Source organism: Nocardiopsis xinjiangensis YIM 90004, from assembly GCF_000341145.1.
Taxonomy (GTDB): domain Bacteria; phylum Actinomycetota; class Actinomycetes; order Streptosporangiales; family Streptosporangiaceae; genus Nocardiopsis; species Nocardiopsis xinjiangensis.
The window spans coordinates 40549-61332 of record NZ_ANBE01000009.1; the positions used below are offsets into that span (position 1 = coordinate 40549).

The 20784-nt window shown below is 70.1% G+C and carries 20 protein-coding genes and 1 pseudogene; 14 read left to right on the top strand and 7 right to left on the bottom strand.

Features of this window, described 5'->3' with window-relative positions; all coding sequences use genetic code 11:
- The first annotated feature begins 27 nt into the window (after positions 1 to 27).
- Positions 28 to 1185 carry a 5-(carboxyamino)imidazole ribonucleotide synthase gene (locus D473_RS0106180; RefSeq protein ID WP_017608213.1) on the top strand — a complete coding sequence of 386 codons (1158 nt, stop codon included), beginning with the start codon at positions 28 to 30 and terminating at the stop codon, positions 1183 to 1185.
- Positions 1186 to 1217: 32 nt separating this feature from the next.
- On the top strand, positions 1218 to 1718 hold the full coding sequence (gene purE, locus D473_RS0106185; RefSeq protein ID WP_193373257.1) for a 5-(carboxyamino)imidazole ribonucleotide mutase: 501 nt from the start codon (positions 1218 to 1220) through the stop codon (positions 1716 to 1718).
- A gap of 60 nt (positions 1719 to 1778) precedes the next feature.
- Here the strand turns inward: purE and D473_RS0106190 are convergent, their stop codons facing one another.
- Positions 1779 to 2504 (bottom strand): TNT domain-containing protein, encoded by a 726-nt coding sequence (locus D473_RS0106190; RefSeq protein ID WP_017608215.1) that lies wholly within the window; start codon positions 2502 to 2504, stop codon positions 1779 to 1781.
- An 89-nt stretch (positions 2505 to 2593) separates the two neighbouring features.
- On the opposite strand from D473_RS0106190, the gene D473_RS0106195 reads away from it, so the two are divergent.
- Positions 2594 to 3025 (top strand): NUDIX domain-containing protein, encoded by a 432-nt coding sequence (locus tag D473_RS0106195; RefSeq protein ID WP_017608216.1) that lies wholly within the window; start codon positions 2594 to 2596, stop codon positions 3023 to 3025.
- Positions 3026 to 3034: 9 nt separating this feature from the next.
- On the opposite strand, the gene D473_RS0106200 is transcribed toward D473_RS0106195, so the two are convergent.
- On the bottom strand, positions 3035 to 3610 hold the full coding sequence (locus D473_RS0106200; protein ID WP_017608217.1) for a TetR/AcrR family transcriptional regulator: 576 nt from the start codon (positions 3608 to 3610) through the stop codon (positions 3035 to 3037).
- Positions 3611 to 3682: 72 nt separating this feature from the next.
- Here D473_RS0106200 and D473_RS0106205 point away from each other — a divergent pair, with 72 nt between their 5' ends.
- The gene (locus tag D473_RS0106205) at positions 3683 to 5233 is read left to right on the top strand and encodes an MFS transporter (protein ID WP_017608218.1); all 1551 of its coding nucleotides are present in this window, start codon (positions 3683 to 3685) and stop codon (positions 5231 to 5233) included.
- 64 nt (positions 5234 to 5297) lie between these two features.
- Here the strand turns inward: D473_RS0106205 and D473_RS0106210 are convergent, their stop codons facing one another.
- From D473_RS0106210 to D473_RS0106220, 3 genes are all read right to left on the bottom strand, one after another.
- Positions 5298 to 6629, bottom strand: a complete 1332-nt coding sequence (locus D473_RS0106210; protein ID WP_017608219.1) for a UDP-glucose dehydrogenase family protein — start codon at positions 6627 to 6629, stop codon at positions 5298 to 5300.
- 233 nt (positions 6630 to 6862) lie between these two features.
- The gene (locus tag D473_RS0106215; protein ID WP_017608220.1) at positions 6863 to 7537 is read right to left on the bottom strand and encodes a hypothetical protein; all 675 of its coding nucleotides are present in this window, start codon (positions 7535 to 7537) and stop codon (positions 6863 to 6865) included.
- Between the two features lie 11 nt (positions 7538 to 7548).
- Positions 7549 to 9072, bottom strand: coding sequence for an LCP family protein (locus tag D473_RS0106220; RefSeq protein ID WP_026126657.1), 1524 nt, complete (start codon positions 9070 to 9072; stop codon positions 7549 to 7551).
- Between the two features lie 280 nt (positions 9073 to 9352).
- On the opposite strand from D473_RS0106220, the gene D473_RS0106225 reads away from it, so the two are divergent.
- A complete protein-coding gene (locus tag D473_RS0106225) occupies positions 9353 to 10348 on the top strand; it encodes a glycosyltransferase family 2 protein (protein WP_017608222.1) in 996 nt (331 codons plus the stop codon).
- Positions 10349 to 10458: 110 nt separating this feature from the next.
- The gene (locus D473_RS0106230) at positions 10459 to 11517 is read left to right on the top strand and encodes a DUF4429 domain-containing protein (RefSeq protein WP_017608223.1); all 1059 of its coding nucleotides are present in this window, start codon (positions 10459 to 10461) and stop codon (positions 11515 to 11517) included.
- A gap of 9 nt (positions 11518 to 11526) precedes the next feature.
- On the opposite strand, the gene D473_RS0106235 is transcribed toward D473_RS0106230, so the two are convergent.
- Together D473_RS0106235 and D473_RS25550 are read right to left on the bottom strand one after the other, a co-directional pair.
- Positions 11527 to 12288, bottom strand: coding sequence for a glycerophosphodiester phosphodiesterase (locus tag D473_RS0106235; protein ID WP_017608224.1), 762 nt, complete (start codon positions 12286 to 12288; stop codon positions 11527 to 11529).
- Positions 12288 to 12999, bottom strand: a pseudogene (locus D473_RS25550) (IspD/TarI family cytidylyltransferase). Before D473_RS25550 ends, D473_RS0106235 begins: the two are co-directional and overlap by 1 nt.
- Positions 13000 to 13454: 455 nt before the next feature.
- Between D473_RS25550 and D473_RS0106245 the strand changes: the two are divergent.
- The 8 genes from D473_RS0106245 (at position 13455) to D473_RS0106280 (ending at position 20622) form a co-directional block, all read left to right on the top strand.
- Positions 13455 to 14300: an ABC transporter permease gene (locus D473_RS0106245; RefSeq protein WP_017608226.1), complete on the top strand. Its 846-nt coding sequence runs from the start codon at positions 13455 to 13457 to the stop codon at positions 14298 to 14300.
- On the top strand, positions 14300 to 15232 hold the full coding sequence (locus D473_RS0106250; protein ID WP_017608227.1) for an ABC transporter ATP-binding protein: 933 nt from the start codon (positions 14300 to 14302) through the stop codon (positions 15230 to 15232). The genes D473_RS0106245 and D473_RS0106250 overlap by 1 nt, the downstream gene beginning before the upstream one ends.
- A 184-nt stretch (positions 15233 to 15416) precedes the next feature.
- Positions 15417 to 16223, top strand: coding sequence for a hypothetical protein (locus tag D473_RS0106255; RefSeq protein ID WP_017608228.1), 807 nt, complete (start codon positions 15417 to 15419; stop codon positions 16221 to 16223).
- Positions 16220 to 16864, top strand: coding sequence for a DUF5941 domain-containing protein (locus D473_RS0106260; RefSeq protein WP_017608229.1), 645 nt, complete (start codon positions 16220 to 16222; stop codon positions 16862 to 16864). The genes D473_RS0106255 and D473_RS0106260 overlap by 4 nt, the downstream gene beginning before the upstream one ends.
- Before the next feature lie 16 nt (positions 16865 to 16880).
- Positions 16881 to 17612, top strand: coding sequence for a phosphocholine cytidylyltransferase family protein (locus tag D473_RS0106265; protein ID WP_017608230.1), 732 nt, complete (start codon positions 16881 to 16883; stop codon positions 17610 to 17612).
- 5 nt (positions 17613 to 17617) lie between these two features.
- Positions 17618 to 18667, top strand: coding sequence for an iron-containing alcohol dehydrogenase family protein (locus D473_RS0106270; RefSeq protein WP_017608231.1), 1050 nt, complete (start codon positions 17618 to 17620; stop codon positions 18665 to 18667).
- Positions 18645 to 19415: a CDP-alcohol phosphatidyltransferase family protein gene (locus D473_RS0106275; RefSeq protein ID WP_017608232.1), complete on the top strand. Its 771-nt coding sequence runs from the start codon at positions 18645 to 18647 to the stop codon at positions 19413 to 19415. The genes D473_RS0106270 and D473_RS0106275 overlap by 23 nt, the downstream gene beginning before the upstream one ends.
- A gap of 340 nt (positions 19416 to 19755) precedes the next feature.
- Positions 19756 to 20622 carry a glycosyltransferase family 2 protein gene (locus tag D473_RS0106280; RefSeq protein ID WP_026126659.1) on the top strand — a complete coding sequence of 289 codons (867 nt, stop codon included), beginning with the start codon at positions 19756 to 19758 and terminating at the stop codon, positions 20620 to 20622.
- The last annotated feature ends 162 nt before the right edge of the window (positions 20623 to 20784 follow it).

A 20784-nucleotide genomic window follows, 5' to 3' on the forward strand; every position in this document is an offset into this window, starting at 1 on the left:
GCGGCGTCGAGCATGAGCTGAGGAACTGTGAGCGAGCGTAACCGCACCGTCCCCCGTGTCGGCATGGTGGGCGGTGGCCAACTCTCCCGCATGACCCATCAGGCCGGTATCGGCCTGGGCGTGCACTTCTCGGTCCTGGCGGCCGACCCGTCCGACAGCGCCGCCCTGGTGTGCGGTGACGTCGCCCTGGGCGACGACCGCGGCTCGGAGGACGTCCTGGCCTTCGCCAAGGACCGCGACGTGGTCACCTTCGACCACGAACACGTGCCCGAACCCGTCCTGCGCGCGGTCGAGGGGGCAGGCGGCCTGCTGCGTCCGAGCAGTGACGCTCTCCGCTTCGCCCAGGACAAGCTCCGCATGCGCACCCGCATGCGTGAGTTGGGCGCCCCGTCCCCCCGGTGGCGCGCCGTCGCCGCCCTCGACGACGTGGCCGCCTTCGCCGAGGAGACCGGTTGGCCGGTCGTGCTCAAGGCCGCACGCGGGGGTTACGACGGCAAGGGTGTGTGGCTGGTCGACGGCGCCGAGGAGGCCCACGAGGTCGTGGCCCGCGCGGCCGCCGAGGAGGTGCCGCTGATGGTCGAGGAGAAGGTCGCCTTCTCCCGTGAGCTCGCCGTCCAGGTCGCCCGTTCCCCGCACGGCCAGGTCGCGGTCTACCCGGTCGTGGAGACCGTGCAGCGCGCCGGCATCTGCCACGAGGTGCTCGCGCCCGCACCGGGCCTGTCGGAGGACAAGGCCACCGGTGCCCAACAGCTGGCCATCGAGATCGCCCATGCCCTCGAGGTGACCGGGCTCCTCGCGGTGGAGTTGTTCGAGACCGCCGACGGGGTGCTCGTCAACGAGCTCGCGATGCGCCCGCACAACTCCGGCCACTGGAGCATCGAGGGTGCGCACACGTCCCAGTTCGAGCAGCACCTGCGCGCCGTCCTGGACCTTCCGCTGGGTTCGCCCCGCACCAATGCCTCCTTCACCGTGATGGCCAACCTGCTCGGTGGCGAGGACCCCGACGTCTACAGCCGCTACCTGCACGTCATGGCCAAGGATCCCGAGGTGAAGGTGCACTTCTACGGCAAGGACGTGCGTCCGGGCCGCAAGATCGGGCACGTCACCGTGATGGGGGAGGACCACCAGGACCTCCTGGAGCGTGCCCGCGATGCCGCCGCCTATCTGCGAGGAGACCAGCAGTGACCACCGAGAAACAGCCCACCGTGGGCATCGTGATGGGGTCGGACTCCGACTGGCCGGTGATGCGCGAGGCCGCCGACGCCCTGCGCGAGTTCGGTGTCCCCTTCGAGGCCGACGTCGTCTCGGCACACCGGATGCCGAACGAGATGATCTCCTACGGCAGCGAGGCCGCCGGACGCGGGCTCGAGGCGATCATCGCCGGGGCCGGCGGTGCCGCCCACCTGCCCGGCATGCTCGCGTCGGTGACGACCCTCCCGGTCATCGGTGTGCCCGTCCCGCTCAAGCACCTGGACGGGATGGACTCGTTGTTGTCCATCGTGCAGATGCCCGCCGGGGTCCCGGTGGCCACGGTCGCGGTCGGCGCGGCCCGCAACGCCGGTCTCCTGGCCGTGCGGATGCTGGCGGCCCGGGACCCCGACCTGACCGAGCGCATGGCCCGGTTCCAGGAGGAGTTGAAGTCGCAGGCCCACGCCAAGGGTGAGCGGTTGCGGCGTGAGGTCGCCGACGCCGACCGTACGGCCGGGTTCGGGTTCTGATCCGTTGAACCCTTGCGGGCCCGGGGCGCACGTCCCGGGCCCGGGACGTGTCGGAGGAGGTCAGCGCCGCACCCGCGGAGAGTGGTCGACACACGCCTCGGCGGAGCGTTCCTGCAGGTAGTCGGCGTTGATCAGGTCAGCGACGGGTGCGTAGGGGGCGGCGTCCACCTCCGGCAGGCCCTCGGCCGGAACCAGGACCTGTTCGCCGCCGCCGGGCTGCTCGAAGTGCGGTGCGATGGGGCCGACGAGCGCCTCGAGATCCGCTGTGACCTCGTAGCAGGAGTAGTTGTGCTCGTTGCCCTGGGGCCAGGTGTTGAGGGAGTCCGGCGGCAGGGCGCGCTCTTCGAAGGGTGCGCCGGCGGGTGCCAAGAACGTGCCGTAGGGGGACCCGAAGCGGTCGAGGAGCTCGCCCTCCTCCAGATCCACCGTGTCTGTGACGGGTGTGCCGTCCTCGACGACGAACCCGTCGTGGTCCGGGTAGCCCCAGGTGTCGCCGTCCGTGCGCCAGGTGTGGAGGAATCCCCTCGGGCTCTGCCCGCCGAAGGGTTCGTAGGTGCGGGTGAGCTCGGCGACCGGGCCCTCCTCGGGCAATTCGAGGGGGCCCAACCGCGGGTCGCCGCACACGTACCGTTCCCGGTCCTCCTGAGAGGGCGGGAAAGCTTGGACGGGGCAGTCCTCGATGCTGCCGGGCGCGGTGTCGCCGTGGGCCGGGGCGGTCGCGGCCAGGACCGGGACGGCCGCCAGGAGTGCGGCGCACACGGCCGGGGAGCGGGTGGAGAGCTTCACGGTGGTTCCCTCTCGACGAGAGCTGTGTATTCGAACGATGACGGAACGTAGTCAAACACGAACGGCCCGGAAGGTGCCACGATCGGCACATGCGTATGAGCGTCCACGTACTGCTGTTGTGGGAAGACCGTGTCCTGCTCACTCTGAGGGGGCCGTCGGCGGCCTTCGCCCCCGGTCTGTGGCACGCAGGGGTCGCCGGCAAGGCCGAACCCGGTGAGGAACTCGTGGCGGCGGCGCTCCGGGAGAGCGGGGAGGAGCTCGGGGTCACGCCCGCGTCGGACGATCTGTCCCTGCGCCACGTCGTCCACCAGAGAAGTGCCGTGGGGGAGTGGGAGCACGCTTTCTTCGTGAGCCACCGGTGGTCGGGTGTGCCGTACAACCGCGAACCGCACAAGCATGCGCAGATCCGTTGGTGGGCCTTCGGGGCCCTTCCCGGGAACCTGGTGCCCTACTGCGCAACGGCACTGGCACGCATGCGTTCCGGGGAGAGTTTCACCCGTCTCGGCGACACCGCCGACTGAGGTCCGGCCTCAGGCGGGGTCGGGCTGCACGAGCAGGCGCAGCCCTTCGACGGCCTGGTCGGGGCTGGGAAGTCCCTCGGGTTCGACGAGGTACTGCAGGACGTAGCCGGTGACGAGGTTGTAGAGGATCGAGCCCAGGCCGGCGGCTGTGGCGTCGCCGACCTCTGCGGGGGAGAGGTCGAGGAGCAGGGCCGCCATCTCCCTGCGGGCCTCGTGCAGTCCTTCGCGCAGTGGTGCTCCGATGTCGTCGTCGAACTGTGCCTGGCCGAAGGCCTGGACCCCGGCGACCATGAGGTCGTGGTGCTCGGGCATGCTCGCGAAGAGTGTCGTGAGCAGGACGCGCACGCGCTGGTCCGGCCGTTCGGAGCGGGAGGCCCGCAGGGCACTTTCGAAGATGTCGCCCCAGTCGCCGGTCGCCTCGATGACCGCGGTGTTCATGAGCTTGTCCTTCGACCCGAAGTGGTACCCGATCGAGGCCAGGTGTGCGCCGGAGGCGGCGGCGATGTCCCGCGCGGTCGTCTTCCCGTAGCCCTTCTCCGCCAGGCACTTCTTCGCGCCGGCGAGCAGGTCCTCACGTTGGCTCATGAACGGAACTCTAGCACTCTTGGACGTACGTACATATTGACCGCTGATTTTGACGGACGTACGATCAATTCCATGGATACGCGACACCAGGAACGCGCCGGGACCCGTACCTGGCTCGGCGCCCTGCTCCTGCTCCTTCCGGCCCTACTCGTCTCCATGGACATCTCGGTCCTCTTCGTCGCCGCACCCGCCGTCGTCGAGGACCTCGATCCCACCGCCACCCAGTGGCTGTGGATGATGGACGTCTACGGTTTCGTCCTGGCCGGACTGCTCATCACCATGGGCGCGCTCGGCGACCGCGTCGGCCGTCGGCGCCTGCTCCTCGTGGGCGCCCTCGCCTTCGGCGCCGCCTCGGCCCTGCTCGCGGCGGCGCCCACCCCGGAGTTCTTCATCGCCGGCCGTGTCCTGCTCGGTTTCGGCGCCGCGACCCTGGCACCGTCCACGCTCTCCCTGATCCGCGTGATGTTCACCGACCCGGACCAGCGCCGCGTCGCCGTGGGCATGTGGACCGCCGCTTTCGCGGGCGGCGCGGTCGTCGGGCCCGTCATCGGCGGGGCCCTCCTGGAGTTCTTCTGGTGGGGCTCGGTCTTCCTCGTCAACCTGCCGGTCATGACCGTGCTCCTGGCCGCGGGGCCCTTCCTGCTGCCGGAGTACCGGGGCACTGCCCGGGCCGCCTTCGACCTGCCCGGGGCGGCGGCCTCCCTCGTGGCCGTCATCGCCCTGGTGCAGGCGGCCAAGCGCTTCGTCGAACACGGCGTCGACGGGACCGGGGCGGTGGTGCTCGTGGTCGGTGCCGTGGCCCTGATCCTGTTCGTCCTGCGCCAGCGCCGTGCCCGGGCCCCGCTCGTGGACGTCTCGCTGTTCACCAGGCCGACCTTCAGCGCCTCGGTACTGAGCAACACCGCGGTGTCCTTCGCCGTCGCCGGGCTCGGCCTGCTCACCTTCACGTTCCTGCAGGTCGTGCACGGGTTGAGTCCGCTCTTCGCCGCCCTGTACGCGTTGCCCACCGTGCTCGGGACCGTCCTCGGCGCCACCCTCGCGGGTGCCCTCGCCGGGCGGGTGCGCCCTGCCGTCCTCATGCCTGCGGGGCTCCTGACGGGTGCGGCCGGCTTCGGTACCGTCGCCGCGGTCGGCGCCGACACCCACATCGCGGTCTTCATCGGCGGCTACACCGTCCTGACCCTGGGTATCGGTGTCGTGGCCACTCTCGCCAACACCCTGATCCTGGCCACCGCCCCGCCCGAGCGCGCCGGTGCCGCGGCAGGGGTCTCGGAGACCAGCACCGAGCTGGGCGCGGCCCTGGGTATCGCCGCGCTGGGGACCGTCGCGACCTCCGTCTACCGCGACACGATGACCGGCGCCGCACCCGACGCGGGCCGGGCCGCCGCCGAGAACGTCGCCGGTGCCGCGTCCACGGCCGCACATCTGCCACCCCAGGAGGCCGCCTCCCTGTTGGCCACCGCCTTCGACGCCTACACCTCGGGTGTGGTCACCGCTGCGGCGGCCGGAGCCGGCACCCTGCTGTGCGTCGCCCTCGTCGCCGCCGTGTCCCTGCGCCGGCTGCCCGCGGGCACGGGCCGGGAACCGGCGGACACCGATCCGGACGAACCCGCTGCCGTGTGAGGGCGCGCGAAGGGCCGGGCCCGACCGCGGAGGTCGGAGCCCGGCCCTGGCCGGCGGGTCGTGGCTACTGGCGGCCCAGCGCCCGGTAGGTCCAGCCGGAGGAACGCCAGTACGTGGGGTCGAGGGCGTTTCGCCCGTCCACGATCTTGCGCTGGGTGACCACCTCGGCCAGTTTCTCGGGGTTGGCCTCCCGGAACTCCGTCCACTCGGTGAGCAGCAGCACCACGTCGGCTCCCTGGGCCGCCTCCATCATGCTGGGCGCGTAGTTGAGCTGCGGGTGCTCCTCGCGGGCCCGATCCATCGCCTGCGGGTCGTAGACGGTCACGTGCGCGCCCAGCGACGCGATCGTGGAGGCCACGTCCAGCGCGGGCGAGTCGCGGATGTCGTCGGAGTTGGGTTTGAACGCCGCCCCCAACACGGTGATGGTGCGTCCGGCGAAGTTGCCGCCGATGAGCTGGCGGGCGATGTCGATGGTGCGAGCGCGCCGGCGCTGGTTGATCGCATCGACCTCGCGCAGGAAGGACAGTGCGGGCTCCACGCCCAGTTCGTCGGCGCGGGCCATGAACGCACGGATGTCCTTGGGCAGGCATCCGCCGCCGAAGCCCAGGCCCGGTCCCAGGAACTTGCCGCCGATGCGGTCGTCGTGGGAGAGCGCCTCGGCCAGTTTCATGACGTCGGCGCCGGCGGCCTCGGAGACCTCCGCCATGGCGTTGATGAAGGAGATCTTCGTGGCCAGGAACGCGTTGGCCGAGACCTTGACCAGCTCGGCGGTCTGCAGGTCGGTCACGAGGAAGGGCACGCCCTCGTCGATCTGCTGCTGCCACAGGGAGCGCACGGCCTTCTCCACCCGCGGGGAGTCGGTGCCGATGACGATGCGGTTGGGGTGCAGCGTGTCCTTGACGCCGAAGCTCTCGCGCAGGAACTCCGGGCTCCAGCCGAGCTCGGCCTCCGCGCCGACCGGCGCGAGCGCGGACAGGCGGGCGGACAGGGTCGCGGCGGTGCCGACCGGGACGGTGGAGCGGCCCACGACCACGGTGGGGCGGTGCAGGTGCGGGGCGAGCTGGTCGACCGCGGAGTTGACGTAACTCAGGTCTGCGGCGCCGGATTCGTCGAGCTGCGGTGTGCCCACACAGATGAGGTGCAGGTCGGCGAACTCGGCCGCTTCGGCGAAGGAGGTGGTGAAACGCAGCCGACCGCTCGGCAGGTTCTCGGTGAGCAGCTCGTCCAGGCCGGGTTCGAAGAAGGGGATGCGGCCTTGGCGCAGCATCTCCACCTTGGCCTCGTCGACGTCGACGCCGAGGACCTCGAAACCCATCTCGGCGAGGCACGCAGCGGTGGTGGCACCGAGGTATCCGGTCCCGATGACCGAGACACGCATACGTTCTGCTTCGACCACTGGTGGTGTCCCTTCTTCCTTACTGTCCCGCTCGTGTGCTTCTTGTGCCCGTTCGACCGACCCAGCACCCACGTGAAAGGAGTAAAACGGACATCTGAGCTGTGGTGGTCGGGTGACCCCACCGAGGCGGGGCATCACCTTATGCGCCGCGGAATGGCGTGTGACCGAACACGGCTTGAACGTCAGTCGCTCAGATTACCGGCGGGTGCTGTGGTTCGGTCCACCGGGCGCTCTCAAGGCCGGTCGCCGCGGTAGAACCTGTTCTGTCCTGCTTCATCGTCCAACGGGGTCCAGGACGCCCCGCCCTCGCCACGCCGGAACGGGGTCGTGGTCTTCTCGGGGTCGCCCGCCAGGCCGCTGCCGGGCGGCGGATCGTACGGAACGGGCTGCGCCGGCGGTTCGGGGAGCGTGTCGCCGACCGCTCCCCGGCCCTCGAGGTCCGGCTCCTCCATCGGATCCTCCGGAGGGGCCGCCCGGTATCGACCCCGCTCCGCACGGTCGGGCACGTCGTGGAGCGCCCGCCAACGCATGGGGGTCAGCGCCGAGCCGAACAGCAGGACCCCCAACGGCAGGGCGACCGTCAGACCGGGGCCGGACGGGTACAGGAAACTCTCCGAATTGAGCCAGCCCAACGCCGGCTCCGTCGTCTGCGGCGCCACCACCGGCCACAGAGCGGTCGCGGCCAGCAGCAGACCGCTGGTGGCCGCGACCATCGGGGAGACACGCGTGGCGACCAGTCCGGCGCCGACCGCACCGGCCACCCCGAGCAGGACACCCGCGGAGACCGTCGTGAAGGTGACCTGGCCCTCGGACAGCCGCGGCAGGAGTTCGGCCGACCAGGAGACCGCAGCCCACAGGGCCGGGGCCAGAACGGCGCCGATGAGGAGGCCGGCCAGATGGCGGAGCACGGGGAACCTTCCTACGAGCAGATGTTGTCCTCGGCGGTCGAGGCGGCGGCCGATCCGTCGTCCGGCGACCCGGAAGGGGACTCCTCCGCCGATTCGTCCTCGACCTCGGCCTCTGGAATGTCGAACGTCGTGTAGTCGAACCCGATCACGATCTGGAGCTCACCGTTCAGGGTCTCGTCTTCAACAGCTTCGGAATCGGGGATCATCCCGGACACGTAGGCGGCTTCCTCGGCCATCTCGGGGCTGTGGCGCACCTCGGTGCCGGTCAGGTCCCGGCTGGTCCAGTTCTCGGCCTCCCCGGTCAGCTCGAACCCGGCCTCGGACAGCTGGGTGTCCAGCTCGGCACCGACACCAGGGCTCGCGGTGCCGTTGAAGACCCGCACGGGGACCTCCGACGGGCTCGGACCGCCGTCTTCCCCTTCCTCCCCGGCTGCCTCTTCCTCACCACCGATCGGGCGATCGGCCCGGATGTCGGCGAACAGGTCGCGGGCGGCCGGCTCGTCCCACAGCACTGCGACGTCGCCGCGGTCGGTCCAATGTTCCATGTCGGCGACGGGCACCTGGGCGAAGTCCACCGCGGACAGGTCCAGGCCGCGCATCTGGTGGCCCAGATCGTTGAGGGCGGCGGTGTCCAGGCCCTCGTCCACGGTCAGCGACGACAGGGAGCTGTCCAGGAACGAGGCGAGCTTGGTCGGCTCCGAGAGGGTCTCGGTACTCAGTGCCCGGTCCATCATCGCCGCGACCACCTGCTGTTGGCGGTCGATCCGGTCCAGGTCGCCGCGGGCGGTCGCACGCGTGCGCGCGAAGGCCAGCGCCTCGGCGCCGTCCACCTCGTGGGTGCCGGCTTCCAGGTCGAGCTGGGCCTTGGGGTCCTCGATCGGCTCCTCCAGGCACACCTCCACGCCGCCGAGGGCATCGACCACGTCCACGAACCCGGTGAAGTCCACCTCGACGTAGTGGTCGATGCGCACACCCGTCACCGCTTCCACGGTCTGCACGGACTTCTGCGGACCGCCGTAGGCGTAGGCGGCGTTGATCTTGTCCTTGCCCTCACCGGGCACGTCCACCCACAGGTCGCGGGGCACACCCACGACGGTGACCCGGTCGCGTTCGTGGTTGAGGTGCACCAGCATGATCGTGTCGGAACGCTCACCGGGGGTGGACCCCACACTGAGGGCGTCCTGGTCCTCGCTGCTCATCTCCTCGCGTCCGTCGGAGCCGATGACCAGGAACGTCAGCGCCCCCGTCTCGTTCTCGGGGCGCTCGTCCTCGGCGAGCCCGCCGAACACGTCGGAGCGGTTGATGTTGCCCGAGACCCATGCTGTGGCGCCCCAGGAGACCCCCGAGGCCAGCAGTACCAGGACCGACAGAGCGCTCATGAGCGCGAGGGCGGTGCGGCGGCGGCGCACGGCGGCCGAGGGGACGATGAGACGCCCGCTGCGGGGGGAACGTCGCTCGTGCGGGGGCAGGGGCCGTGAGTGTTCGCGCCGGAACTCGCCCGCCGACTCCTGGCGTCCGGCGTGGTCGTCGCTCATCGACATCCCCGTCCCAACCCCGTCAACGGTCTTCTTCTCCCTAGGTTGTCACCCGATTCCCCGAAGGAAGCAGGATGTCAATGCTCGGCGTGTTGTGGCCCCTTTGGTCAGACGCACACCGGCGCGTGACGGTTCGACGGAAGTCCGGAATCCGTGGACGGTGTGCCCTGGAGAGGAGCGTGGGGAGGGTGCTTGCGGGCCTCTCCGTCCCGTGCTGTCCGGCTTCGTGTGTGCAGTACCGTTGAAGCGTCCCGACATGTCTTGATCCTGGGAAGTACCTGTGTCCTGGCCTTCCGTCTCCGTCGTCATGCCCGTTCTCAACGAAGAGCACCACCTCGCCGCGGCGGTGGAACACGTCCTGGAACAGGACTACCCCGGTGAACTGGAGATCGTGCTCGCCGTTGGGCCCTCGCAGGACCGCACCCGCGAGGTCGCCGACGGTATCGCCTCCGCCGATCCGCGTGTCACGGTCGTCGACAACCCCTCCGGTAAGACCCCTTCCGGGCTCAACGCCGCCATCGGAGCTTCTTCCCACGAGGTCGTCGCCCGCATCGACGGGCACGCGATGATGCCCTCCGACTACCTGAGGGTGGCCGTGGAGACCCTGGAGGAGACCGGCGCGGACAACGTCGGCGGGATCATGGCCGCCGAGGGCGTCACCTCCTGGGAGAAGGCCGTGGCGGCCGCGATGACCTCCAAGATCGGTGTCGGCAACGCCCGCTTCCACACCGGCGGCGAGGGCGGCCCAGCCGACACCGTCTATCTGGGGGTGTTCCGGAGGTCGGCCCTGGAACGCGTGGAGGGTTACGACGAGGCGTTCCTCCGTGCCCAGGACTGGGAGATGAACCACCGCATCCGGCAGACCGGCGGCACCGTCTGGTTCCAGCCGCGCATGCGCGTGACCTACCGGCCCCGCCGCACCGTGCGCCTGCTCGCCAAGCAGTACTTCCACTACGGACGCTGGCGGCACGTGGTCGCCCGCCAGCACAAGGGCACCATCAACCTGCGTTACCTGGCCCCGCCGGTGGCCGTGGCCGGCAACCTGGCCGGCCTGGTCGGCGGGTTCCTGTGGTGGCCGTTGTGGCTGGTCCCCGCCGCCTACGCGGCCCTGGTGACCGCGGCGACGCTGCCGCTGGGCCGAGGGCTTCCGGCCGCGTCCCGGCCGATGATCCCGGTGGCACTGGCCACCATGCACATGTCGTGGGGTACCGGGTTCATCACGAGCCCGCCGAGCCTGGGAGCGGACTCGCGCACCGCGCAGGCCGCCCAGAGCTGACCCCGCTTCGTCGACGACCGGGCCCGGCCGGAACCGGCCTTTCAACCCCGTGCCCTGCCGCCGCGCCCGCTCTTCTGCTAAGCAGAGGGTGAAGCACGGAAAGGGTGGGAATGGACGACCTGCACGGGAACGAGGCCGTCTGGAACTTCGACGGCGAGACGATCGAGATCCGGTACGAGACCAAGGGCTGGTTCAGGAGCCCGCTGCTCAAACAGCTGGGTTCCCTGAGCGTGCCCGTCTCGGCGGTGGAATCGGTCGAGTTCGAGCCCAAGGCCGGCCGGAAGAAGGGCTGGGTGCTCTCCCTGCGCCTTCGTGAGCGCACCGACCCCTACCTGGCCGTCGGGTCCCAGCTCGACCCCAAACTCCAGCCCTTCCGCCTGACCGGTCCGGTCCGTACCGAACTGGTGGCCGAGTACCTCGCCGACCAGATGCGCTTCGCCGCCGAGCAGGCCCCGGACCCCCAGGACCCGTATCTGCCCACGCGCCTGACCCCCGGCCTGCCCCTGCACATCAGCACGTGCGAGGGGGCGGCGGTGCTGGACCCGGACGGGCTGCGCCTGCTCTGGTCGGGTTCCTACGCGAGCTCGTACAAGCGCAGGAAACAGCGGCGCGAGTACACGTTCTCCGAGATCACCGGCGTCGAGATCGTGCCTCTGGACGACTGGGGGTGGACCTTCCTGCGGGTGGTCACTGCCAAGAGCGCCGCGGGGGCAGCGGCCAAACCCAAGCACGACCCCAACATCCTGCGCGCGGACGAGGACGACGACGGCCATTACCGGATCTTCCTCATGGCCGCCACGGTCACTGCCCACCTGTGGTCCCGGGACGCGGCCGCCCGCGCCCGCCTGGGCTCGGGCGAGGCCTCCGGCGCCGACATCGACGACCGGCCCGGCATCAAGGACCCGGAGTGGTGGCGCGAGGCCGCCCAGAACGCGGTCGGGGCGCTGACCGGCCCGCGCATGAGCGTCGATCTTCCCGGTCGCGCACGCCGGGGAGAGGGCACGAACGACGAGGCAGACGCGGGAGCACGGGCCCCCGCGGGCGGCACCGGGCACGACACCGACTGGGTCTACGCCCAGATCGAACGCCTCGGTGAACTCCGCGACAAGGGGTTGTTGTCCGAGGAAGAATTCGGGGCGAAGAAGACCGAGCTCCTGCGCCGCATCTGAACCCCCGGTTCAGCGTGGCCCGCGCAGCGCCGCCAGGGCTCCGGGCACGTGGTCGACCACGACCGCGTCCATGCCCGCAGCGGCGTACCGCGCGGCGTCCTCGGGGCCCGGGCACCACGATATGAGCTCCAGCCCGGCCCGGTGCGCGATCTCGACCGTGTGCTCCAAGGCGCGGCGGCCCGGGCGGGGCTCCTCGCCCTCCAGGCCGAGAGCACGGGCGTCGACCGCAACGACCGGGCAGCCCAGGCCCACCGCGCCGGGGATCGCGGTGTCGGCCGGGTTGCGTACGTACGGCATCCACGCGGTCGGGACCTCGGGGGCGCCCTCCCGCACGGCCAGCAGCAGACCCGGGTCGAAGGAGCACACGAAGACCCGGCGGCGCCGGGCCTCACGGCGCAGGTGGGGCAGGAGCAGAGACACCGTGCGCCGGGTCGGCGCGTCCACGGCGTCCTCCATGACGGTCTTGACATCCACGTCCAGGCCCACGCCCCGGGGGAGGGCGTCCAGCCCCTCGGGCAGGCCCGCCAGCCCCGCCTCGGCGCACTCCGCGGCGCTCAGGTCGACGATGGCGCGCCCATCGGCCAGAGCGGCGTCGTGGTACAGCACCAGGGTGTCGTCGGCGGTTCTGCGCACGTCGATCTCGACCCAGTCCGCACCCGCTTCGGCGGCGGCCGCGTAGGAATCCGGGGTGTTCTCCCGGTGTCCGTCCACCACGCCGCGTCCCAGGCCGCGGTGGCCGATGACCTCGGTGGGCTCGAAGACGCCGCCCATCACACGGTCCCCGACACGGCCGGGTGCGCGTGGGCGCGGCGCAGCAGGGTCTCTGCGATCTCCACGTCACCGGGGTTGGTCACCTTGATGTTGGACTCGTCTCCGGGCACGATCCGCACCTCCTCCTCGGGCAGGTACCGCAGCACCACGCCGCAGTCGTCGGTGGCGACCAGGCCGGGGTCGGCCATCGCCAGGCCGTAGGCGCGGCGGGCCACCCCGAGCCGGAAACCCTGGGGGGTCTGCATACGGCGCAGCTCGGCGCGCGGGGGCACGTCCGCGATGGACTCTCCACCGGCCCGGCCGGGGGCGACACGGACCACGGTGTCGCCGGCGGGGGGGGNCCGAGACCGTGGCCGGCCGCACCAGGGGACGGGCCGCGTCGTGCAGGAGCGCGAGGTCGTCGTCGGAGGCTCCGGACATCGCTTCCAGCGCCGCGTTCGAGGTCTCGGTGCGGGTGGCGCCGCCGGCCAGCACGCGGGTGACCTTGGCGAACCCGGCACCGGCGACCAGGTCCTCGACCCGGCCCACGTGCGTGTCCACCATGAGCACGAGGATCTCGTCGACGTCCGGGCACGCCTCGAAAGCGGCCACGGAGTGCTCGATGATCGGCCTGCCGTCCAGAGGGAGCAGCTGTTTGGGGGAGGGAGCCGCCATCCGGGCACCCACTCCGCCGGCCAGGACGGCCGCGATCACCTTGGGCCGTTCGGTCATGGTGGCCCCCTTCGTCGACGTCGTTCACGGTTCCGGCCGGGACCAGGGCCTGTTCGGCAGGCTCCGACGGAAGGCATCTGCCGGACAGACCTTAGCCGAACGCGCCGGGAAGGCCGCCGCAACGGCGGTAGGGCGGGCGGTCGGGTGCTTCGGAAGGAGCGCCGGCACCGGCGTGGCGCTACATCGGGCGCCGGGTGTTGGACGAGACCCGTCGTTCACGGCGGTACCCTGATGGACGCCTGATATGGCGTGCTCGGTCCAGACCTCCTCTGATTCGGTCGTGGAGCCGGGCGCGGTCCGTGACACTCCCCCGGTCGCCCGGACACACTCTCCCCCGTGCTTCCGGAAGCCGTTGCCGTGGGTCGGACCGCGTGCAGAGGCCTGGTGCGCGCAAGGCAAGACACATGCACGCGGCCGTCCGGCGCATCGCGTTCCGGACGAAGAGAACTCAACCCTTGGAGGTGGCGGTGGCGTCAAGGGCGCTGGCCGTCTGGGAGCACCGGAAGGTCGTCGGCCTCCTGGTCCGGCGTGACCTGAAGGTCAAGTACCAGCAGTCCGTACTGGGGTACGCGTGGACCATGTTGGAGCCGTTGGCTCTGACGATGGTCTACTTCTTCGTCTTCGGAGTGATCCTCCAGGCCGAGCGCGGGATGCCGGAGGAGGCCATGGCCCAGGGCGGGTTCCTGCTCTTCCTGGTGGCGGGCATCCTGCCGTGGAACTCGTTCGGGGCGATGCTCAGTGAGGCACCCCGGGCGATGATCACTCACGGGAAGCTCATCACGACGATGAAGGTGCCACGGGAGATCTTCCCGATGGCCACCGTGGGCACCAAGTTCGTCGAGTACCTGCTCACCCTGCCGGTGCTGCTGGTCTTCGTCGTGGTCCTGGGCGGTTCCTTCAGTGTGATGGGGTTGCTGGTCTGGCTACCGGCTGCAGTCCTGCTGCAGTTCGCGTTCGGTCTGGGCATGACCTTGTTCTTGTCCTCGGTCAACGTCATGTTCCGCGACGTCGAGCGTATGGTGCGTATCATCACACGCTTGTTGTTCTACGGATCGGCGATCCTGTACCCGGCGACCATGGTGCTGCAAGCGGGTATCCCCGAGTGGCTCAAGGTCGTCTATCAGCTCAACCCGTTGCTGGGTATCTTCGAGATGCACCGGGCCGTGTGGTTCGCTGACTTCGCGGAATTGACCCCGACCGCGATCGCGTTGTGGTCGTCGGTGGTGGGTTCGTTCCTGATGCTGGTCATCGGATACTGGACGTTCCGCCGTCTGGAGATGTCCGTCCTGAAGGAGTTGTGATGGCACAGCCCTCCACCTACGAAACGGATGGCGCTGGCCCGGTCATCGAGGCCAAGGGCCTCGGTGTCAAGTTCGCCGTCAACCGTCGGCGCAAGCGCAGCCTGCGCGAGATGTTCATCCATGGCACCAAGCGCGATCCCAATGCCGAGGGCAATGACTTCTGGCCGTTGCGCGACGTGTCCTTCGAAATCGCCAAGGGCGACTGCGTGGGCATCGTCGGCAAGAACGGAACCGGCAAGTCCACGCTGCTCAAGATGATCGCGGGTGTGCTGCTCCCGGACGAGGGCGACGTCAGCGTGCACGGCAAGGTCGCACCGCTGTTGGAGCTGCGGGCGGGGTTCAACGACAACCTGACCGGCCGCGAGAACGTGTACCTCGTCGGTTCCCTGCACGGGATGACCGAGAAACAGCTCGACGAGCGCTTCGAGGAGATCATCGACTTCGCCGAGATCAAGCCGAAGTTCGTCGACACCCCGGTGCGCCACTACTCCAGCGGAATGAAGGTGCGTCTGGGGTTCGCGCTCATCTCGCAGCTCGAGCACCCGATCATGCTCGTGGACGAGGTCCTGGCCGTCGGTGACAAGGCCTTCAAGCTCAAGTGCTACGCGGCCATCGACCGCATGCTCGCCAACGAGCGCACGATGGTCCTGGTCTCCCACAGCGAGAAGGACCTGCGCCGGTTCTGCAACCGCGGTCTCTACATCCGCAACGGCAGCCTGGCGCTGGACACCGACATCGACTCCGCGCTGACGGCCTACAACGAGGACACCAAGGCCGAGATCGAGGAGCGCAAGAAGCGCGACGAGGCCAAGAAGAAGCGTGCCGAGAAGAAGTCCGAGGGCGAGAAGAAGCCCGAGGGCGGCGGGAAGAAGTCCGAGGGCGGCGAGAAGCCGGACCGGAAGAAGCCCGATCCCCCCGACGGCGGCCAGTAGCTTCCGTCCCCCTCCGAAACACCCAGCGAGCGCACCCCGGGTTCCGGTGGTGCGCTCCTGTGTGTCGTGGGCTGTCCGAAACACCCTCTGACCAGGGGTTACCCGTCTTTGTGCGCGTGTCGGCGTTGAATGGTCACGCAGCGTGAGCAACCGTGTCCCTCGGTACATCTGGGAGGGCACGGACATGGCACACGCTTCACCCGCACGGGCGGTCGCACGCATTCTGGAGCGTCGGCATGTCACCCGGTCCGGCATGGCGCGGATCAGTGTGCTGGTCGCTCTCGGCGCAGCCGTCTGGTTCACCCAGGAGGGGGACGAAGGGCCTCTGGTGGGATCGGCCTTCCTCGCACTGGTCCTGTGCTGTGACGCGGTCGGTGCGGCCATGAGTGCCAACCGCCGCGACTCCCTGACCCTGTGGCTCGTGACCATGCTCGGCCAACTGCGCGAGTACATCGTCTACACGGGCCTGGCCCTGGGTGCGGTCGCCGCCGGCATCGCCGGGGCCTGGGCGTGGGCGGCCGGCGCCCTCATCGCCCTGGCGCTGCGCAACTCGCTCCTGGTGGCCCGCAAGGCCCCGGCGGCCCTGGCCCAGGGGCGGAGTGCGGTCCGGGGCTCCGTGCCCGCGCAGCGGAGTCCTGGAGGGCTCCTCGGCGGGCTCGGGGTCCCCGCCCCGCGCCGGTCCGGCAACGGCGACCCCGAACTCACCGGCCGCCTGCTCGGAGCCGACGGCGCGCGGGACGGCCGCGTGAGTGCGGCTCCGCGTGTGCGGCAGGAGGAGGCCACCGGGCACGGGCCGGTCGCCGCCGTGGTGTCCCTGCCCGATCTCGCCTGCCGCTGGCTGTCCTTCACCCAGCCGGTGCGTTTCCTCGTCATCGGGGTCACCACCCTCGTGTGGGACCCCCGGGTCGCCTTCGTCACTCTCGTCATCGGGTGCGCGATCGCCGTCACGAGCGAACTCGTCGGCGCCGGGGAACAGGTGGAGCAGCGGTGAGCGGGGCCGCGCGCGAGGCGGTCCCACGCAGGCCGGACCTTCGCTTTCTCCGTGATGACAGTCACATCGGGCTCCTCCTGGGGAGGATCGCCCCGGGCGCCTTCCCACCTCTGCTCACCGCACTCACGGGCGCCCTCGTCGTCGGCATCCTCCTCCTTGCAGACCAAGGGCGGCTGACAGGCATTACCCTGTGCGCACCGGTCGCATCCCTGCTACTGTCCGGCCTGACCTCGGGCCACCCCCACGACGGACGGTTCGACTGGCTCGTCCCACCCGTGCTGCGCCTCACCGAGTACGGATTCCTGACGGTTCTGGGGTCGGCGTCCGGTGTACCCGGTCCCCTGGTGTTCGTACTCTTGGTGGCGGTCGTCCTCCACCATCGCGACGACGTCACCCGACCCGCGGTCGGTATGGTCCGACCCGGACGGGTACGCGCCGCAGCCCTCGGCTGGGACGGGCGCATGCTCGTCGTCGCCGCTGGGGGAGCGCTGGAGTCGCTCACGGCCGCCTACGGCTTGCTCGCCGCGTACCTGGTGGCACTGCTCGTCCGCGAGTCCGTGCGCACCTGGAGCGCGACACCGGTGACCGACGTTCGTGACGGCCACAACGACCGAGGAGGCGTGGACGCCTCCTCGACCTAAGGAGGAACACGCCCTCATGCTCGGAATGGTTCTCGCCGCGGGCGCAGGACGCCGGCTGCGTCCCTACACCGACACCCTGCCCAAGGCCTTGGTGCCCGTCGACGGTGAGACGACCATCATGGACATCTCGCTGCGCAACCTGGCAACTGCCGGGCTGACCGATGTGGTCGTGGTGGTCGGGTACGCCGCGCAGGCCGTCGAGGAACGCAAGGAGCTCCTCGAGGAGCGCCACGGCGTCAAGATCACCCTCAGCTACAACGACAAGGCCGAGGAGTGGAACAACGCCTACTCCTTGTGGACCGCGCGTGAGTTCTTCTCCGAGGGCGTCCTCCTCGTCAACGGCGACACCGTGCACCCGGTGAGCGTCGAGGAGACGCTGCTGGCCGCCCGCGGCCCCGAGCTGCTCCTGGCGGTCGACAACGTCAAGAAGCTCGGTGACGAGGAGATGAAGGTGACCCTGGACGAGTCCGGGAACCTGGAGAACATCACCAAGCTGATGGACCCGGGCGTCGCGTCCGGCGAGTACATCGGTGCCACCCTCATCGAGAGCTCCCTGGACGCCCGCCTGGCCGACGCGCTCAAGGCGACGTGGGAGCGCGACCCTCAGCTGTACTACGAGGACGGCTACCAGGAGCTCGTCAACCGCGGGGAGAAGCTCTCCATCGCGCCCATCGGCGACGTCGACTGGGTCGAGGTCGACGACCACGACGACCTGGCCGAGGCGAGGGAGATCGCGTGCCGCTACTAGCCCGAATGCTGCAGTCCCCCCTGGCCATCGACGTGCGCCGGGGGGCCATCGCCCGGCTCGGCGACGTCCTGGCCGACCGCCGCATCGCCACCGAGGGCCGCATCGCCCTCGTGGTCGGCCCCGGCCAGGGTGAACGTATCGAGCACGACGTCGACCTGCCCCAGTGCGAGGTCTTCCAGGTCAGTGAAGGCACCGTGGATGCCGCCACCGACCTCGGTAAGAAGCTGCGCTCGGGTGCCTACGAGGCCGTGGCCGGTATCGGTGGCGGCAAGACCATCGACGTGACCAAGTTCGCCGCGACCATGGCGGGCATCCCGATGGTGGCCGTGGCCACCAACCTGGCACACGACGGCATCGCCTCCCCGGTGAGCTCCCTGGAGCACGAGGGCGGCAAGCCGTCGATCGGCGTCACCATGCCGATCGCCCTGGTCATCGACGTCGACTACGTCCAGGCGGCCCCCTCCCACCTGGTGCGTTCCGGTATCGGCGACGTGGTCAGCAACATCTCCGCGATCGAGGACTGGGAACTGGCCGGCCGCGTCAACGGCGAACCGGTCGACGGCATGGCGGTGACCTTCGCCCGTGTCGCGGCCGAGGCGATCCTGCACCGTCCCGACTCGGTGGAGTCCGACGCGTTCCTGACCGTGCTCGCCGAGGGCCTGGTGCTCTCCGGCATGGCGATGTCGGTGGCCGGCTCCAGCCGTCCCGCCAGCGGCGCCTGCCACGAGATCCTGCACGCGGTCACGCAGCTCTACCCGGGCACCAGCAACCACGGCGAGCTCGCCGGTCTGGGGACGCTGTACGCGTCCTTCCTACGTGTGGACCGACTGGGCTGGTCCGAGCCGCGCATGCAAGAGATCCGCGACTGCCTGCTCCGCCACGACCTGCCCATCGTCCCCTCGGACGTGGGTCTGTCCCAGGAGGAGTTCGCCAAGGCAGTGGCCCTCGCGCCGGACACCCGTCCCGGCCGGTTCACGATCCTGGAACACCTGAACCTCTCCGAGGACGAGATCGGGCGGAGTGTCGCTGAGTATGTCGAAACCGTCGGTCGCTGAGGTCCGCGCGGGCGGCCAGCCCGTGGGGATCAAGGAGCGCACCAACGAGGAACACTGGGCCGGACGGCTCTACATGCGGGATCTCTCCCCGTACGTGAGTACCGTGTTCGTCCGTCTCGGAGTCCCCCCGAACCCCATCACCTACCTGATGATGGCCTTCGGCGTCCTGGCCGGTGTGGTCGTGGCCTTCGGCGGACTGTGGTCCGCGATCCTGGCCGCCGTGATGGTCCAGGTCTATTTGCTCCTGGACTGCTCGGATGGCGAGGTCGCCCGGTACACCGGACGCACCAGCGTCGCCGGGATCTACCTGGACCGCATCGGGCACTACGTGTCCGAGATCGCCCTGCTCATCGGTCTGGGCATCCGTGCCCAGGGTGAGTTCGAGGCGGGCGGCTGGCTCGTCCTGGGGATGGCGGCCGCCCTCGGCGTGGCCCTGATCAAGGCCGAGACCGACAACGTGGTGGTGGCCCGTGCCAAGGCGGGCCTGCCCGAGGAGGTCACCGATGCCGCGATGAGCCCGCGCTCGTCCGGTCTGAGCCTGGCCCGGCGCATGGGGTCGGCGCTGAAGGTGCACCGCGTGATCCAGGCGGTCGAGCTCTCCCTGCTCGTCGTCGTGGTCGCGGTCGTGGACGCCTTCCTGGGCGACCTCACCGCCACCAGGATCCTCGTCGCGGTCTGCGCGTTCGTGGGTGTGCTCATGAGCGCGGCCCACTTCGTGAGTGTGGTGGCCTCCCGCCGCCTCGAATAACACGATTGTGATGCTTTCGTCACATCGGGGCCGTGGACGATACCCTGTTCACGGCCCCTTACACTTCCACTTTAGGCTTTCGTTGGCCCGGGTCCGCGATTCCTTTAGGCCTTCGTTAGTCTGTTTCTGCGACCGTTGCTGGTACTTCACCTGCCCGTCGCACGTCGTCCACTGATCGGTCGAACACATGGCTACTCCTGTCATTCCGCCCGCATCTGGTTCCGGTACGTCCGAGGCGGAGGACACACGGTCCACCGCTTCCGTCCCTTCCGTACCGGGTCCCGGTACGCCCGAGGCGGTGGACTCCCAGCCCACCGCAGCTGAACGGAGCCGCTCCGAGGTGTCCGCACCCACGCTGTCCTGTGTCCTGCTCACGATGGGGACCCGCCCGGCCGAACTGCGCCGTGCGATCACCAGCGTGTTCGAGCAGGAGGGCGCCGATGTCGAGGTCCTCGTGGTCAGTAACGGCGCCGAACTGCCGGAGCTGCCCGAGGGCGTCCGGATCGTCCAACTGCCCGAGAACGTCGGTATCCCGGCCGGCCGCAACGAGGGTGTCCGCGCCGCCGAGGGCGACGTCGTGCTGTTCTTGGACGACGACGGCTGGTACCGCTCCACCGACCTGGCCCGCCACGTGCGGGAGCGGTTCGGCTCCGACCCGTCGCTGGGTGCGATCTCCTTCCGCATCGCCGACCCCGACGGCGGCCCCGACCAGCGCCGCCACGTGCCGCGGCTGTGGGTGGGCGATCCGCGCGAGTCCAGTGTGGTGACCACGTTCCTGGGCGGGGCGTGCGCGATCCGGCGTTCGGCCTTCGAGGCCGGGGGCGGGCTCCCGGGCGACTTCTTCTACGCCCACGAGGAGACCGACCTGGCCTGGCGCATCATGGACGCCGGCTACACGATCGAGTACGACGCCGACGCGGTCATGTACCACCCGGCGGTGGCCCCCACACGGCACGCCGACTTCTACCGCCTCAACGCCCGCAACCGGGTGTGGCTGGCGCGCAGGAACCTGCCGTGGGCGCTGGTGCCGCCGTACCTGGGCACCTGGGTCGGGCTGACGCTGCTGCGCGAGCGTGACGGCGAGGCGCTGCGGGCCTGGTTCCAGGGCTTCCGGGAGGGCTGGCGCGAGGACGCCGGGCCGCGTACGCCGATCGGTTGGCGCACCGTGTGGCGGGTGACGCGGGCGGGGGGCCCCCCGGTCATCTGACCCCGCCGCAGGGGCCTCGGACGAGGACGGAGGGTCCGCACACCTCGGGTGTGCGGACCCTCCGTCCGTGTGGTGACCTCCGGGTCAGGCGGGCCGAGGGGGCCTCCACCTCCGCTTCCTCGCCCTGGGCGGCCGCCTCCAGACGGTCGCAGAGCCTGCTGG

Excerpts from the sequence above, each read along its gene's own strand:
- D473_RS0106205 (WP_017608218.1), top strand. The coding sequence starts at position 3,683 with ATGGATACGCGACACCAGGAACGCGCCGGGACCCGTACCTGGCTCGGC.
- D473_RS0106220 (WP_026126657.1), bottom strand. The coding sequence starts at position 9,072 with ATGAGCGACGACCACGCCGGACGCCAGGAGTCGGCGGGCGAGTTCCGG.
- D473_RS0106265 (WP_017608230.1), top strand. The coding sequence starts at position 16,881 with ATGCTCGGAATGGTTCTCGCCGCGGGCGCAGGACGCCGGCTGCGTCCC.
- D473_RS0106255 (WP_017608228.1), top strand. The coding sequence starts at position 15,417 with ATGGCACACGCTTCACCCGCACGGGCGGTCGCACGCATTCTGGAGCGT.
- purE (WP_193373257.1), top strand. The coding sequence starts at position 1,218 with ATGGGGTCGGACTCCGACTGGCCGGTGATGCGCGAGGCCGCCGACGCC.
- D473_RS0106275 (WP_017608232.1), top strand. The coding sequence starts at position 18,645 with ATGTCGAAACCGTCGGTCGCTGAGGTCCGCGCGGGCGGCCAGCCCGTG.
- D473_RS0106230 (WP_017608223.1), top strand. The coding sequence starts at position 10,459 with ATGGACGACCTGCACGGGAACGAGGCCGTCTGGAACTTCGACGGCGAG.
- D473_RS0106195 (WP_017608216.1), top strand. The coding sequence starts at position 2,594 with ATGCGTATGAGCGTCCACGTACTGCTGTTGTGGGAAGACCGTGTCCTG.
- D473_RS0106270 (WP_017608231.1), top strand. The coding sequence starts at position 17,618 with ATGCTGCAGTCCCCCCTGGCCATCGACGTGCGCCGGGGGGCCATCGCC.
- D473_RS0106235 (WP_017608224.1), bottom strand. The coding sequence starts at position 12,288 with ATGGGCGGCGTCTTCGAGCCCACCGAGGTCATCGGCCACCGCGGCCTG.
- D473_RS0106200 (WP_017608217.1), bottom strand. The coding sequence starts at position 3,610 with ATGAGCCAACGTGAGGACCTGCTCGCCGGCGCGAAGAAGTGCCTGGCG.
- D473_RS0106250 (WP_017608227.1), top strand. The coding sequence starts at position 14,300 with ATGGCACAGCCCTCCACCTACGAAACGGATGGCGCTGGCCCGGTCATC.